The organism is Ramlibacter sp. (genome assembly GCF_035655895.1).
GTDB lineage: Bacteria > Pseudomonadota > Gammaproteobacteria > Burkholderiales > Burkholderiaceae_C > Ramlibacter.
Genome location: NZ_DASRTN010000007.1, coordinates 121,844 through 137,145, shown reverse-complemented (window position 1 = coordinate 137,145; position 15,302 = coordinate 121,844). Strand labels below are relative to the sequence as shown.

The window sequence follows — 15,302 nt, the reverse complement described above, 5'->3', positions numbered from 1 at the left end:
CGTTTCAGGCCATTCCCTGGTGGCGCAAGAGCGCGTCGATGGACGGCTCGCGGCCACGGAATGCCTTGAACGATTCCATGGCCGGGCGGCTGCCGCCCGCCTCCAGGATGGCCTGCCGGTATTTTCGCCCGGTTTCCACGCTGGGTGAACCGTCGGCATCGGCCGTCTCCTCGAAGGCGGCGTACGCGTCGGCCGACAGGACCTCGGCCCACTTGTAGCTGTAGTACCCGGCCGCGTAGCCGCCGGCGAAGATGTGGCTGAAGGTGTGCGGTGTCCGGCTGAAGGCAGGCGAGGGCAGCACGGCCACTTCGGCGCGCACCTGCTGCAACAGCTTCATGAAGTCGCCCGCGGGGTCGTGCTCGGTGTGCAGCAGCATGTCGAACAGCGCGAATTCCACCTGGCGCAGCGTGGCCAGCCCGCTCTGGAAGTTCTTGGCGGCAAGCATCTTGTCGAACAGCTCGCGCGGCAGCGGCTCCCCGCTGTCGACGTGCGCAGTCATGTGCCGCAGCACGCTCCACTCCCAGCAGAAGTTCTCCATGAACTGGCTCGGCAGCTCCACCGCATCCCACTCGACTCCGCTGATGCCGGAGACATCGCGCTCGTTCACGCGGGTGAGCATGTGGTGCAGGCCGTGACCGGACTCGTGGAACAGCGTGATCACGTCGTCGTGGGTGAGCAACGGCGGCTTGCCCTCGACACCGTCCGCAAAGTTGCAGACCAGGTGCGCCACCGGCGTCTGGAGGCGGCCATCGTCGGGGCGCAGCCACCGCGCCCGCACGTCGTCCATCCAGGCGCCCCCGCGCTTGCCATTGCGCGCCGTCGGATCGAGGTAGAACTGCCCGACCAGCTCCGTGGCCACGTGGTCGCTGGCGTCCTTGCGCTCGCGCTCGATGCGGTAGAACTCTACGCCCTGGTTCCACACGGGCGCATGGTCCCGGCGGATCGTCACCTCGAACAGGGTCTCGATGATCTTGAACAGACCGGCGAGCACCTTGGGGGCCGTGAAGTACTGCTTGACCTCCTGCTCGCTGAACGCGTAGCGGGCTTCCTTCAGCTTTTCGGCGATGTAGCTCCAGTCCCAGGGTTGCGGGTCGGCGATGCCCAGGTCACTGGCGGCGAAGGCGCGCATGTCCGCGACGTCCTTCTCGGCGTGCGGACGCGCCTTGGCGGCCAGCTCGCGCAGGAATGCGATGACCTGGGCGGGCGACTCGGCCATCTTCGGCACCAGGGACACCTCGCCGAAGTTGGGGTAACCCAGGAGCTGCGCCTCCTCCTGGCGCAAGGCCAGGATCTCGCGAATCAGGTCGGTGTTGTCGAACTTGCGGAATTCCTCCGGCGCCTGGTCGCTCGCCCGCGTGACATATGCGCGGTACAGGCGCTGGCGCAGCTCGCGGCTGTGGGCGAACTGCATCACCGGCAGGTAGCTCGGCATCTTGAGCGTGAGCTTGTAGCCGTCCTTGCCTTCGGCCTGGGCCGCAGCGCGGGCACCCTGGATCACGTCCTCGGGGACGCCCGCCAGTTCCTCGAGAGAGGCGTAGTAGGCGAATGCGTCGGTGGCGTCCAGCGCGTGCTCGCTGAACTTCTGGCTCAGCTCCGCCTGTCGCTCCTGGATGGCCGCGAAACGCTCCTTGGCCGCGCCCTGCAGTTCGGCACCGCCCAGCACGAAATTGCGCACGGCATTCTTCAGGGCCTGGCGCTGGTCGCTGCTGAGGCCGGACGTGTCGATGGCCTTGTACTTGGCGTAGAGACGCTCGTCCGAGCCCAGCCGGGTCCAGAACTCGGTCATGCGTGGCAGCGCCTCGTTGTACGCAGCCCGCAGCTCAGGCGTGTCGGCCACCGCGTTGAGATGGCTCACGGCACCCCAGGCCCGGCCCATGCGTTCGGTCGTGCAGTCCAGCTTGGACGCCAGCGCCTTCCAGTCAGCCGGAAAGTCGGGTGCAACGACCGCCTCGAGGGCAGCCTCGCTCTCGGCCAGCAATCGATCCATCGCCGGGGCCACGTGCTCCGGGCGGATCTGGTCAAACAGGGGAAGGTCTTGTGTCTCGAGCAGGGGATTGGTGGGCATGCCCTGCATTTTGAGGCAGCCGCTCCCGCTTCAACGTCGAACGGGGATTGCGATTCCCAATGGCGGCCATCAGGCTGCGGCGCGCTCCGCCGCTTCCAGGGTGTTCACCAGCAGCATGGCCCGCGTCATCGGGCCGACGCCGCCCGGCACCGGCGTGATCCAGCCCGCGACCTGCCGGACACCTTCGAAGTCGACGTCACCGCAGAGCTTGCCTTCGTCGTTGCGGTTCATGCCCACGTCGATGACCACGGCGCCAGGCTTGACCATGTCGGCGGTCAGCACGTTGCGCTTGCCAACGGCGGCGACCACCACGTCGGCCTGCAGCGTGTGTGCCTTGAGGTCGCGCGTGGCGCTGTGGCAGACCGTCACCGTCGCATTGCGGCCCAGCAGCATGAGCGCCATCGGCTTGCCCACGATGTTGCTGCGGCCGATCACGACCGCGTGCTTGCCGCGCAGGTCGTAGCCGATGCTGTCGAGCATCTTGAGGCAACCGTAGGGCGTGCACGGCCAGAAGCCGGGCTGGCCGGTCACCAGTGCACCCGCGCTCGCCACGTGGAACCCGTCGACATCCTTGGCCGGCGAAATGGCTTCGATGACCTTGCTCGCGTCCATCTGCTTCGGGAGCGGCAGCTGCACCAGGATGCCGTGCACGCTGGGGTCGGCGTTGAGCTCGCGGATCCGACCGAGCAGGCGTTCCTCGGTCAGGTCGGCCGGGTACGTCTCGAGGGTCGCCTTCAGGCCCGTTTCCGTGCTGTCGTTGACCTTGTGGCGGGTGTAGACCTGGCTGGCCGGGTCTTCGCCGACCAGGATGATCGAGAGCGCCGGCTGGATGCCCCTGGCCAGCAGGGCCTGCGTGCGGCCAGCGACTTCGGCGCGGATGGTCCTGGCGAGCGCGTTGCCGTCGATGTTCTGCGCGGTCATGCCTTCGCGGCGTGGTTCTGCCCCAGGGCGATCTTCAGCAGGTCGGCCACGGTGTTGGCGTTGAGTTTTTCCATGATGTTGGCGCGGTGCGCCTCCACGGTCTTGATGCTGATGCCCAGGTCGTCGGCGATCTGCTTGTTCAGGCGGCCGGCGACGATGCGCTCGAGCACCTGCGCCTCCCGGCTGGTGAGCTTGGAGAGCAGGGCGTCGCGGCTAGCGGCGCTCTGGTACTCGGCGAAGGCGCCCCGGGCGTGTTCGAGCATGCGCTCGACCAGGTCGACCAGTTCCTCTTCCTTGAAGGGCTTCTGGATGAAGTCCATCGCGCCCTTCTTCATGGTGTTCACCGCCATCGGCACGTCGCCGTGGCCGGTGATGAAGACGATGGGCAGCGGCGACTTGCGCTCGATCAGGCGGTCCTGCAGCTCCAGGCCCGTCATCCCCGCCATGCGGATGTCGACGATCAGGCAGGCGACCTCGCGTGGGTCGTAGCGGGAGAGGAAGGATTCGGCCGAATCGAAGCAGCGGACCCGGTAGTCCTTGCCTTCCAGCAGCCATTGCAGGGAGTCGCGCACGGCTTCGTCGTCGTCCACGACGTACACGGTGCCCTTCTTCGGGATCAGGCTCATGCGGCGACTCCGGTGTCCTTGTTTGCTGCGGAATTGATAGCGCCAGAGACAGGAATCCAGAAGGAGAACCGGCAGCCGGCGACGTCGGCGCCATTGTAGATGTTCTCCGCCTGCATCCTTCCCTGGTGCGATTCGACGATGCTTCGGCACAGGTTCAGGCCGATGCCCATGCCTTCGGCCTTGGTGGAGAAGAACGCCTCGTACAGGCGCTCCAGCACCTCTGGGGCGAGGCCTTGGCCGGTGTCCTGCACCGAGAACTCCACCACCGCCTGGTTCTCCACCTGGCGCGGCACCGCGCGCAGTTCGACGCTGCGCTGCGGGGTTGCGCGGCGGGCCAGGTCGATCGATTCGGCCGCGTTCTTCAGCAGGTTGACCAGCACCTGCTCGATCAGGATCGGGTCGACCATCAGCTTGGGCAATCGTGCCGCGACGTAGTGCGAGAGCCGCACGTTGCGCCGCCGCAGTTCGATCTCCGCCAGTTCGACCGCCTCGCCCACCATCGTCGCCACGTCGGACAGCGTGCGATTCGGCTCGCTGCGGCGCACGAAACTGCGGATCCGCTGGATGATCTGGCCCGCGCGCTGGGCCTGCCTCGCCGTCTTGTCGAGCGCCAGCAGCAGGTCGTCCTGGTTGATCTGGCCGGCCCGGATGCGCGAGACCATCCCGTTGCAGTAGTTGTTGATCGCCGTCAGCGGCTGGTTCAACTCGTGGGCCACGCTGGACGCCATCTCGCCCATGGTGATGAGTCGGCTGGCGGACTGGGCCCGCTCGGCCTGGGCCGCGGCCTGCTCCTCGGCATGGCGGCGCGGCGTGATGTCGGTGGCGATGACCATCTGCGCCAGCCGGCCGTCCACCCAGTTCAGGTAGCGCGAGCGCACTTCCAGCCACTTGCCCAGCTCGGGCACGAAGATCTCGGCGTTCTCGGTCTGCGCGGTGGTGAGCTGTCCGGTCGGCAGACCGACGAAGGAATCCACCTCGTCGAGCGATTCGTCCGTACGCGGCTGTTGCGGCACCCCGGCCTGTGCGACCAGCTGCAGGTGGCCGCCGGTGTGCTGGCCGAACCAGAGCCGGTAGAGCTTGTTGGCGAACAGCAGCTCCTCGCTCCCCAGCGGCGCGACCGACACGGAGGCATCCAGGGCCTCCAGCACGGTGGTGAACCGTTCGTACGAGGCGGAGAGCTGTTCGCGGATGCGGTTCGGCTCCGTGATGTCCGTTATCGATGTCATCCAGCCGGTCTGGTGACCCTTCGGGTCGATCAGCGGCGAGACGTACATCCGGGCGTCGAACAGGCTGCCGTCCTTGCGCTTGACCCGCACCTGGAAGCCGGCGGGGCTGGTGCGTCCGCTCAGCTCGTCGTCCAGCCGGGCGGTCAGCTGCTCCAGGTCGGCTTCGGGCCAATAGGGGAAGGGCGCAGTACGGCCCACCAGCTCGCCTTCGCTCCAGCCGGTCATCTGGCAGAACGCCGGATTCACGTAGGTGATGCGGCCGTGCATGTCGAGCGCCCGCATGCCGGTCAGCATGGAGTTCTCCATCGCGCGGCGGAAGTTGGTCTCCGCCACCAGGGCCTGCTGCGCCTTGATGCGCCGGCGGGTGTGCCGCCAGTTGCCGATCAGCATCCAGGCGGTCATTGCACTGAGGGTGCCGACCAGCCAGAACAGCCCGCTGCCGACGACACCCAGCGAGGTTCGGTAGGCCTGTGCACGCAGCACCAGTCCATTGCCCACCGGGGACACCGGCACTTCGTACTCGTTGGCCTGCGGCGTGACCCAGGCCAGCAGCCGGCTGGCGGGACGCGAAGGCAGGGCCTGGCCGGCCAGCAGCCGCCCCTTGCCATCCAGCAGCGAGACGGCATAGCGCGCCGACACCTCGGAAGGAACGCCGTAGCGCAGCAGGCTGTCGATGGAGTACTCGCCCAGGATCACGCCGGCGAACTTCGCCTGGCTGGTCAGCGGCACGTGCAATTGCAGCAGCGGCACGGGCTCGACGCCGCCGGCCGGTTGCGAGTAGACCGGCTGCTGCAGGTCGCGCACCAGGCTGAAGGTGGACTCGGTCTCGCCGCGGCGCAGGATTTCACCCGCCAGGCGTTGCTGCTGCACGGCCAGGCTGGGACCGGCATAGGCGGCCCGGATGCGCCGGCGCTCGTCGATCCAGGACAGGGACTGCAGCTCGGGGTACTGGGTCACCAGGGTTTCGGCGCGGCTGACGAAATCATCCCGGTCCACGTCGCGGTTGGACACGTCCCGGGCCATCAGCATGAGCTGCTCCTGCCGTTCCAGCAGGCGCAGGCGCAGCCGTTGCTGCGCGTATTCGACGTCCCGCCGCACCGCTTCCTGCTCCCGCTCCATCTCTTCGAGCCGCAGGTACCAGAACGCCGAGATGATCGCCGCCAGGAACAGCAGAACGGCGGCCAGCGGGGCCAGCATCGCGTAGCGGTCCTGTCGGCCGGGCGTCTGCCGGCGCCACCAGCGCCGCAGCCACGAGATGGGGGGCGCCGCCTCGTGCAGGTCGGGGAGCACGGAGTCTTGCATGGATGGCTCGGAGTGTAGGTGAGCGCTTCAAGCTCCTTCCAACCGCATTGTGAAACGGCGGAGCACCATTTGAAACCGCATACATTCTGTGCGACACTGCCCGCCGTCGGGAGGGCCGGCTGCGCTCTCCACGGACTAAATTACCCGACCTCCAGGAGACAAACCATGTCAGCTCAGCCCGACCATCTGTTCGGCGCGGCGGCCAATGATGCCGACGCCCAGGAGACCCGCGAATGGATCGATGCCCTGTCCGCGGTGATCGCCGCCGAAGGGCGCGAGCGCGGCCATTTCCTGCTGGAGCAGCTGCTGGAAGAAGCCCGCCAACAGGGCATCGACCTGCCGTTCTCGGCCACCACGGCCTACGTCAACACCATCGAGCCGCAGGACGAGGAGCGTTGTCCGGGCAACCTCGAGATCGAGGAGCGGCTGCGCGCCTACATGCGCTGGAACGCGATGGCCATGGTGGTCAAGGCCAACCGCCTGCATCCGGAGGACGGGGGCGATCTGGGCGGCCACATCAGTTCGTTCGCGTCGCTGGCCACCATGTTCGGGGCCGGCTTCAACCATTTCTGGCATGCCGAGAGCGAGAACCACGGCGGTGACTGCCTCTTCATCCAGGGCCACAGCTCGCCGGGCGTCTACGCTCGCGCCTACCTGGAAGGCCGCATCACGGAGGAGCAGCTCCTGAACTTCCGCCAGGAGGTGGACGGCAAGGGTCTCTCGAGCTACCCGCACCCGAAGCTGATGCCCGACTTCTGGCAGTTCCCGACCGTGTCGATGGGACTGGGCCCGTTGATGGCGATCTACCAGGCCCGGTTCCTCAAGTACCTGCACGCGCGCGGCATCGCCAACACCGAGAACCGCAAGGTCTGGGTGTTCTGCGGCGACGGGGAGATGGACGAGGTGGAGTCGCTCGGTGCCATCGGCGTGGCGGCGCGGGAGAAGCTGGACAACCTGATCTTCGTCGTCAACTGCAACCTGCAGCGGCTGGACGGCCCGGTGCGCGGCAACGGCAAGATCATCCAGGAACTCGAAGGCGAATTTCGCGGCGCCGGCTGGAACGTGATCAAGCTCGTGTGGGGCAGCTACTGGGATCCGCTGCTGGCCCGCGACAAGGAAGGCATCCTGCGCCAGATCATGATGCAGACGCTGGACGGCGACTACCAGGCCATGAAGGCCAACGACGGCGCCTTCGTCCGGAAGAACTTCTTCGGCCAGCATCCCAAGGCGCTCGAGATGGTCGCCAAGATGAGCGACGAGGACATCTGGCGCCTCAACCGTGGCGGCCACGATCCGCAGAAGGTGTACGCGGCGTACCACAAGGCGGTCAACCACAAGGGCCAGCCCACCGTGCTGCTGATCAAGACGGTCAAGGGCTTCGGCATGGGCAAGGCGGGCGAGGGCCGCAACATCGCGCACCAGGCCAAGAAGCTGACGGACGACGACATCAAGATCTTCCGCGATCGCTTCAACATCCCGATTCCGGACGACAAGCTCGCCGACCTGCCGTTCTACAAGCCGGAGGAGCACACGCCCGAGATGCAGTACCTGCACGAGCGCCGCAAGGCCCTCGGCGGCTACCTGCCCAAGCGCCGCGTCAGGGCCGACGAGCAGCTGCCGGTGCCGCCGCTCGACACCTTCAAGGCGGTGCTCGATCCGACGGCCGAAGGCCGCGAGATCAGCACGACGCAGGCCTACGTCCGCTTCCTGACGACGCTGCTGCGCGACAAGGAGCTCGGACCGCGAGCCGTGCCGATCCTGGTGGACGAGGCGCGCACGTTCGGCATGGAAGGCCTGTTCCGCCAGATCGGCATCTACAGCATCGAAGGCCAGAAGTACACGCCGCAGGACCGCGACCAGGTGTCCTACTACAAGGAAGACCAGCACGGTCAGATCCTGCAGGAGGGCATCAACGAAGCCGGCGGCATGGCCAGCTGGATCGCGGCGGCGACCTCGTACTCGACGAACAACCGCATCATGGTGCCGTTCTACATCTACTACTCGATGTTCGGCCTGCAGCGGGTGGGCGACCTCGCCTGGGCGGCCGGCGACATGCAGGCCCGCGGCTTCCTGCTGGGCGGCACGTCCGGGCGCACGACGCTGAACGGCGAAGGCCTGCAGCACGAGGACGGCCACAGCCACGTGCTGGCCCACACCATCCCGAACTGCGTGAGCTACGACCCGACCTTCGCCCACGAGCTCGCGGTCATCATGCACCACGGCCTGCAGCGCATGGTCGAGAAGCAGGAGAACGTCTTCTACTACATCACCCTGCTGAACGAGAACTACCCGATGCCCGGCCTGGTGGCCGGCACCGAGGAGCAGATCGTCAAGGGCATGTACCTGTTCCGCAAGGGCGGCAAGGCCAAGGCGAAGGGCAGCGTCAACCTGCTGGGCTCGGGGACCATCCTGCGCGAGTCGATCGCCGCGCAGGAATTGCTGGAGAAGGACTGGGGCGTCTCGGCCAATGTCTGGAGCTGCCCGAGCTTCAACGAGCTGGCGCGCGACGGCCAGGCGTGCGAACGCTGGAACCTGCTGCATCCGACCGAGACGCCGCGCACGCCATTCGTGACGCAGCAGCTCGAGCCGCACGCCGGCCCGGTGGTGGCCTCGACCGACTACATCAAGGCCTATGCCGAGCAGATCCGTGCCTACGTGCCCAAGGGTCGCAGCTACAAGGTGCTGGGCACCGACGGCTTCGGCCGCAGCGACTTCCGCAGCAAGCTGCGCGAGCATTTCGAGGTCAATCGCCACTACATCGTCGTGGCCGCACTGAAGGCGCTGAGCGAGGAGGGCGCCGTGCCGGCCGCCAAGGTGGCCGAAGCCATCGCGAAGTACGGCATCAAGGCCGACAAGATCAACCCGCTGTACGCCTGAGCGCCGGCCGGCGGCTCACAAGAACAACCAGGAGAACAAAGCCCATGGCATCGGTCGAAGTGAAGGTCCCCGACATCGGGGACTTCCAGGAAGTCGCGGTCATCGAACTGCTGGTCAAGCCCGGCGACACCATCATGCCCGAGCAATCGCTGGTCACGGTGGAGTCGGACAAGGCATCGATGGAGATCCCCGCGTCGACCGGTGGCGTGGTGCGGGAGCTGAAGGTCAAGATCGGCGACAAGGTGTCGGAAGGGACTGTGCTGCTCGTGGTCGACGCGCAGGAGCCGGCAGCCGGGCCGGCTGCTCCTGCGTCTGCACCGTCGCAGCCGTCGCAACCCGCGGCCGCCGCGCCTGCGCCGGCGCCGGCGCCGGCCGCCGCGGGGCCGGTCGAGGTCCGGGTGCCCAACATCGGCGACTTCAAGGACGTGGCCGTGATCGAGGTGCTGGTCAAGCCCGGTGACGCGATCAAGCCGGAGCAGTCGCTCATCACGGTGGAATCGGACAAGGCCTCGATGGAAATCCCGTCGTCCGCCGGCGGCACGCTGCGGGAGCTGAAGGTCAAGATCGGCGACAAGGTGAACATCGGCGATCTGGTCGCGGTGCTCGAGGGCGCCAGCGCCGCAGCGTCGTCGGGCGCGGCCGCTCCGTCGCCTGCCACCGCGCCTTCCGGCGCCTCTGCCTCTGGTCCTGCCGCGGCCGCCACCGCACCCAGTGCCTCCACGCCGGTTCCTGCTCCGGCAGCCGAACGCGCGGTCCCGACCGCGGCCTTGCCGCCGCACGAGCCCTCGACGCCTTCGGGCACCCTGCCGCACGCGTCGCCGTCGGTGCGCAAGTTCGCGCGCGAGCTGGGCGTGCCGCTGGAGGAGGTGAAGGGCACCGGGCCGAAGGGCCGCATCCTCCAGGAGGACGTGCAGAACTTCACCAAGGCGGTGATGGCGGGCCAGACGGCCACCAAGGCAGCGGCCGCCAAGGCACCGGCGGCCGGGGGTGGCGAGGGCCTGGGGCTGCTGCCCTGGCCCAAGGTCGATTTCGCCAAGTTCGGCCCGATCGAGCGGAAGGACCTCTCGCGCATCAAGAAGATCAGCGCCGCCAACCTGCACCGCAACTGGGTGATGATCCCGCACGTCACCAACCACGACGATGCCGACATCACCGAGCTGGAGGCGTTCCGCGTCCAGCTGAACAAGGAGAACGAGAAGAGCGGCATCAAGGTGACGATGCTGGGCTTCCTCATCAAGGCCTGCGTGGCGGTCCTGAAGAAGTTCCCGGAGTTCAACAGTTCGCTGGACGGCGAGCAGCTGGTGCTGAAGAACTACTGGCACATCGGCTTCGCCGCCGACACGCCCAACGGCCTGGTGGTCCCGGTGATCCGCGATGCCGACAAGAAGGGCGTGCTGCAGATCAGTTCGGAAATGGCCGACCTTGCGAAGAAGGCCCGCGACGGCAAGCTCGGCCCCGCCGACATGACGGGCGCGACCTTCACGATCTCCTCGCTCGGTGGGATCGGCGGCCGTTACTTCACGCCCATCATCAATGCCCCGGAAGTCGCTATCCTTGGCGTCTGCAGGAGCCAGACCGAACCGGTCTGGGACGGCAAGCAGTTCCAGCCGCGGCTGGTGCTGCCGCTGTCGCTGTCGTGGGACCATCGCGTGATCGACGGTGCCGCCGCAGCTCGCTTCAATGCCTACCTGGGCGCCATCCTGGCGGACTTCCGCCGCGTGCTCCTTTAAAAGCAAAAAGCAAGAAATCGTTTCCGTATGACGACTGTAGTAGTAGTGAAGAAGGCCGGTCAGATCGCCATCGCCGCCGACACCCTGGTCACCTTTGGCGACACCATGCTTTCCAAGCGCTACGAGGACAACACGAAGATCTTCCGCGTCGACACCGATGCCGGCCCCAGTTACGTGGGCATGGCCGGCACGGTGGCGCACTTCCCGGTGCTGCGCAAGGCCATGAGCTCCATGCCGCGCGAGATCCTCCAGCTGGGGAGCAAGGACGAGGTCTTCGACACGTTCACGAAGCTGCACCCGTACCTCAAGGACAACTTCTTCCTGCAGACCAAGGAGGAGGACAGCGACCCGTACGAGTCCAGCCAGTTCAGCGTCGTCATTGCCAACGCGACCGGCATCTACGGGCTCTACAGCTATCGCGAGGTGTTCGAATTCAAGGAGTTCTGGGGCATCGGTTCGGGCCGCAGCTTCGCACTCGGTGCGATGCATGCGATCTACGGCAAGGCCAAGACCGCCCGCGAAGTGGCCGAGGCGGGCATCACTGCCGGCTGCGAGTTCGACCGCAATTCGGCGCTTCCCTTCGACGTGTTCACCGTGCGGACCAAGGAAGCCAAGTGACGGCTGCCGGGCACTGCGCACGGCACGCCATGACAAGCGGGAGGGGGCGGGTATGAGTCAGGTCGAAGTGAAAGTCCCCGACATCGGGGACTTCGACGAAGTCGCGGTCATCGAGTTGCTGGTCAAGCCCGGCGACACCATCAAGCCCGAGCAGTCGCTCGTCACGGTGGAATCCGACAAGGCGTCCATGGAGATCCCCGCCTCGATCGGCGGCGTGGTGAAGGAGCTCCGGGTCAAGATCGGCGACAAGGTGTCGGAAGGCTCGGTGCTCCTCACGGTCGACGCCGACGCGGCCGCGACGAGCGCTGCATCTGGCGCGTCTGCACCGGCGGCTTCGCCGTCCGCGACGCCGGCAGCACCCGCCCCGTCGCCGGTTGCGGCGCCGACCGCCTCCACCGATGCCGGCGGCGCCGACCTCGAGTGCGACATGCTGGTGCTGGGCGCCGGTCCCGGCGGCTATTCGGCGGCGTTCCGCGCAGCCGACCTGGGCATGAAGGTCGTGCTGGTCGAGCGCTACGCGACGCTGGGTGGCGTCTGCCTGAATGTCGGCTGCATCCCGTCCAAGGCCCTGCTGCACGTGGCCGCGGTCATGGACGAGGTGAGCCACTTCGACGCGCTGGGCATCAGCTACGGCAAGCCGACGCTGGACCTGGACAAGCTGCGCGCCCACAAGGCCAAGGTCGTGGGCAAGCTCACCGGCGGGCTGACGGCGATGGCCAAGATGCGCAAGGTGACCGTGGTGCGCGGCCTCGGCCAGTTCGTCGATCCACATCACCTGGAGGTGGCCGAGACGACGGGTGAAGGCCAGGAGCCCACCGGCCGCAAGCAGACCATCCGCTTCCGCCAGGCGATCATCGCCGCGGGCTCGCAGGCCGTGCGCCTGCCGTTCATGCCGCAGGACCCGCGGGTGGTCGATTCCACCGGTGCGCTCGGCCTCGCGCAGGTGCCCCGGCGCATGCTGATCCTGGGCGGCGGCATCATCGGCCTGGAGATGGGCACGGTGTATTCCACCCTCGGCGCGCGGCTCGACGTCGTGGAGATGCTCGACGGCCTGATGCAGGGCGCCGACCGCGACCTGGTGCGCGTCTGGCAGAAGATGAACGCGCCGCGCTTCGACAACATCATGCTCAAGACCCGGACCGTCGGCGCGGAAGCGACCAACGACGGCATCCTGGTGCGCTTCGAGGGCGAGCAGGCTCCAAAGGAGCCGCAGCTGTACGACCTCGTGCTGCAGGCGGTCGGCCGCAGCCCCAACGGACGCAAGATCGGCGCCGAGAAGGCCGGCGTCGCGGTCAGTGACCGCGGCTTCATCCCGGTCGACATCCAGATGCGCACCAACGTGCCCCACATCTTCGCCATCGGCGACATCGTCGGCCAGCCGATGCTGGCGCACAAGGCGGTGCACGAGGGGCATGTGGCGGCCGAAGCCGCGGCAGGCGAGAAGGTCGCCTTCAACGCCCGGGTGATCCCCAGCGTCGCCTACACCGATCCGGAGGTCGCCTGGGTGGGCCTGACCGAGGACCAGGCCAAGGCGCAGGGCATCGCGATCAAGAAGGGACACTTCCCCTGGACGGCTTCGGGCCGCGCCATCGCCAACGCGCGCGACGAAGGCTTCACGAAGCTGCTGTTCGATGCGCAGACGCACCGGATCCTGGGCGGCGGCATCGTCGGCACGCATGCCGGCGACATGATCGGCGAGGTGGCGCTGGCCATCGAGATGGGTGCCGACGAGATCGACATCGGCAAGACGATCCACCCGCACCCCACGCTTGGCGAGAGCATCGGCATGGCCGCGGAGATCGCACACGGCACGTGCACCGACGTGCCACCGCAGCGCAGGTAGCCCACCGGCCGGTCCTCAGCGCTGCGCGCGATGCGGGCGGAGGGTCGCCGCCACCAGCGCCAGCCGACGGCGGTCAGCCGCCGCAGCGTCTCCAGCGCCGCAGGTGCGGCCTGTTTGGCCGCGACCCGCAGGGCGGAAAGCGAGGGAGCATCTCCCGGGCGTTCGCCGCGCGTGAGGGCTGGGCGAGGCCGGCCAGCCGCAGGCCGGAGGAAGCGAGGGCGGCGCAGGGACCGGAGGTCATGCGCGCCGCCGCGTCATCAAGGCGCGCGGTCCTCGGCGGGAACGAGCGCGGCCTGCTGCTGGCCGCCGATGACACGCCGAGCGCCATCGAAGCGCCGCGACCAATAGTTCACGCCCATGTCCTCGACGCGGACTTCGGCGCCTGGCTTGGGCGAGTGGATGAACTTGCCGTCGCCCACGTAGATGCCCACGTGGCTGAACGCCCGGCGCATGGTGTTGAAGAACACCAGGTCGCCGGGCTTGAGATCCTTGCGGTCGATCGCCTGCGTGGCCGCCGCCTGCTCCTTGGCCAGGCGGGGAAGCACCAGGCCCACCGTCTGTTCATAGATCGCCTTGACGAAGCCGCTGCAGTCGAAGCCGGACTCGGCGCTGTTGCCGCCCCGTCGGTAGGGCACGCCCAGAAAACCCATGGCCGTCACCACCAGCTCGGAGGTGGTGTCCGTGATGCGTTCGCGCACCTGGTCCAGCCGGGTGAGGACCGCCTTCTCGGCGATGAACCGCTGCAGATCGTCGTCGGTCGGGAAGGGCGACGCCTGGGCGGCCGAGACGGTCGTGAGGGCGATGAAAATGCTGAGCCAGCGCATGGCGCGCAGGGTAAGCAGAGGCTCCAAACAAGTCAAGCGAGGTATGAGGTGTAACTCCCTGATCCGACTGCATTTTTTCCCAGTCTCGTTCGGGCCAGATCAACGGTTTGCCGGAAGCGACGAAAGGAGTGCGCGCATGGGTTGGACGTTGGCTCGACTGGGCCTGGGTCGATTGGGCTGGCTCGTCCTGGCCTTGGCCGCTTCGCTGGCGCCGCTGGCCGGGACGGCGCAGCAGGTGCGTGCCGAAGCGGTGGCGAGCGGGCTGGCGCATCCGTGGGCCGTGGCCTTCCTCGAAGGCGGACGCTTCCTGGTCAGCGAACGGGAGGGGCGCTTGCGGGTGGTGGAGCCCGACGGGCGGATCGGCCCACCCGTGGCCGGCGTGCCCCAGGTGGCCTCGGGCGGACAGGGTGGGCTGCTCGACGTCGTGCTGGACTCCGGCTTTGCCGAACGTCGCACGGTGTTCTTCTGTTTCTCCGAGCCCGGCGCCGGCGGCAGCACGACGGCGCTGGCGCGGGCCAGGCTCTCCCCCGACCGCGCGCGACTGGAGGACGTTCGGGTGATCTTCCGCCAGCAACCCCGCGTGGCCAGCCAGCTGCATTTCGGCTGCCGCATCGTGGAGGCCCCGGACGGCCACCTGTTCCTGACCCTTGGGGAGCGCTTCACGCGCCGGCAGGACGCCCAGCGGCTAGACAACCACCTGGGCAAGGTGGTGCGCGTGACCAAGGACGGCGCCGCGGCCCCCGGCAACCCCTTCGTCGGCCGGCCGGGGGCACTGCCCGAGATCTGGAGCCTGGGCCACCGCAACGGGCAGGGTGCCACGATCGGGCCCGGGCAGCGCCTGTGGATGCACGAGCACGGGCCGCAGGGCGGTGACGAGATCAACCTGCCGGAGGCCGGGCGCAACTACGGCTGGCCGGTGATCACCCATGGCGAGAACTACGGTGGCGGACCGATCGGCGAGGGCCTCACGGCCAAAGCGGGCCTGGAGCAACCGGTCCACTTCTGGGTCCCGTCGATCGCGCCGTCGGGCATGGCATTCCTCACGAGCGACCGGTACGGCCCGGCGCTGCGGGGCAACCTGTTCGTCGGGTCGCTGAAGTTCACCCACCTGGCCCGGCTCGAGCTGGCGGACGGCAAGGTGGTGCGCGAGCAGCGCCTGCTGGAAGGTGTCGGCCGGGTGCGGGATGTGCGCCAGGGACCGGACGGGTTGCTCTACCTGCTCACGGATGCGCCGGATGGCAGGCTGCTGCGGCTGCTGCCGCGCTGAACC

The 15,302-nt window shown here is 67.8% G+C and carries 10 protein-coding genes; 5 read left to right on the top strand and 5 right to left on the bottom strand.

What is annotated here, in order from left to right:
• Positions 1 to 4 precede the first annotated feature (4 nt).
• The 4 genes from VFE82_RS09425 to VFE82_RS09410 form a co-directional block, all read right to left on the bottom strand.
• Positions 5 to 2,065 (bottom strand): M3 family metallopeptidase, encoded by a 2,061-nt coding sequence (locus VFE82_RS09425; protein ID WP_325000044.1) that lies wholly within the window; start codon positions 2,063 to 2,065, stop codon positions 5 to 7.
• A gap of 69 nt (positions 2,066 to 2,134) precedes the next feature.
• Entirely contained in the window at positions 2,135 to 2,986 is an 852-nt protein-coding gene (folD, locus tag VFE82_RS09420; protein WP_325000043.1) for a bifunctional methylenetetrahydrofolate dehydrogenase/methenyltetrahydrofolate cyclohydrolase FolD, read from the bottom strand.
• Positions 2,983 to 3,612, bottom strand: coding sequence for a response regulator transcription factor (locus VFE82_RS09415; RefSeq protein WP_325000042.1), 630 nt, complete (start codon positions 3,610 to 3,612; stop codon positions 2,983 to 2,985). The genes folD and VFE82_RS09415 overlap by 4 nt, the downstream gene beginning before the upstream one ends.
• Positions 3,609 to 6,140: a PAS domain S-box protein gene (locus VFE82_RS09410; RefSeq protein ID WP_325000041.1), complete on the bottom strand. Its 2,532-nt coding sequence runs from the start codon at positions 6,138 to 6,140 to the stop codon at positions 3,609 to 3,611. Before VFE82_RS09410 ends, VFE82_RS09415 begins: the two co-directional genes overlap by 4 nt.
• 165 nt (positions 6,141 to 6,305) lie before the next feature.
• Here VFE82_RS09410 and aceE point away from each other — a divergent pair, with 165 nt between their 5' ends.
• The 4 genes from aceE to lpdA are packed head-to-tail and all read left to right on the top strand — an operon-like array spanning position 6,306 to position 13,208.
• The gene (gene aceE, locus VFE82_RS09405) at positions 6,306 to 9,017 is read left to right on the top strand and encodes a pyruvate dehydrogenase (acetyl-transferring), homodimeric type (RefSeq protein ID WP_325000040.1); all 2,712 of its coding nucleotides are present in this window, start codon (positions 6,306 to 6,308) and stop codon (positions 9,015 to 9,017) included.
• Between the two features lie 44 nt (positions 9,018 to 9,061).
• Positions 9,062 to 10,747, top strand: coding sequence for a dihydrolipoyllysine-residue acetyltransferase (aceF, locus tag VFE82_RS09400; protein ID WP_325000039.1), 1,686 nt, complete (start codon positions 9,062 to 9,064; stop codon positions 10,745 to 10,747).
• 27 nt (positions 10,748 to 10,774) lie between these two features.
• The gene (locus VFE82_RS09395) at positions 10,775 to 11,365 is read left to right on the top strand and encodes an MFS transporter (protein WP_325000038.1); all 591 of its coding nucleotides are present in this window, start codon (positions 10,775 to 10,777) and stop codon (positions 11,363 to 11,365) included.
• 52 nt (positions 11,366 to 11,417) lie between these two features.
• On the top strand, positions 11,418 to 13,208 hold the full coding sequence (gene lpdA / locus VFE82_RS09390) for a dihydrolipoyl dehydrogenase (RefSeq protein WP_325000037.1): 1,791 nt from the start codon (positions 11,418 to 11,420) through the stop codon (positions 13,206 to 13,208).
• 257 nt (positions 13,209 to 13,465) lie between these two features.
• Here the strand turns inward: lpdA and VFE82_RS09385 are convergent, their stop codons facing one another.
• Positions 13,466 to 14,032 carry a C40 family peptidase gene (locus tag VFE82_RS09385; protein ID WP_325000036.1) on the bottom strand — a complete coding sequence of 189 codons (567 nt, stop codon included), beginning with the start codon at positions 14,030 to 14,032 and terminating at the stop codon, positions 13,466 to 13,468.
• Between the two features lie 136 nt (positions 14,033 to 14,168).
• On the opposite strand from VFE82_RS09385, the gene VFE82_RS09380 reads away from it, so the two are divergent.
• Positions 14,169 to 15,299 (top strand): PQQ-dependent sugar dehydrogenase, encoded by a 1,131-nt coding sequence (locus tag VFE82_RS09380; protein ID WP_325000035.1) that lies wholly within the window; start codon positions 14,169 to 14,171, stop codon positions 15,297 to 15,299.
• Positions 15,300 to 15,302 lie beyond the last annotated feature (3 nt).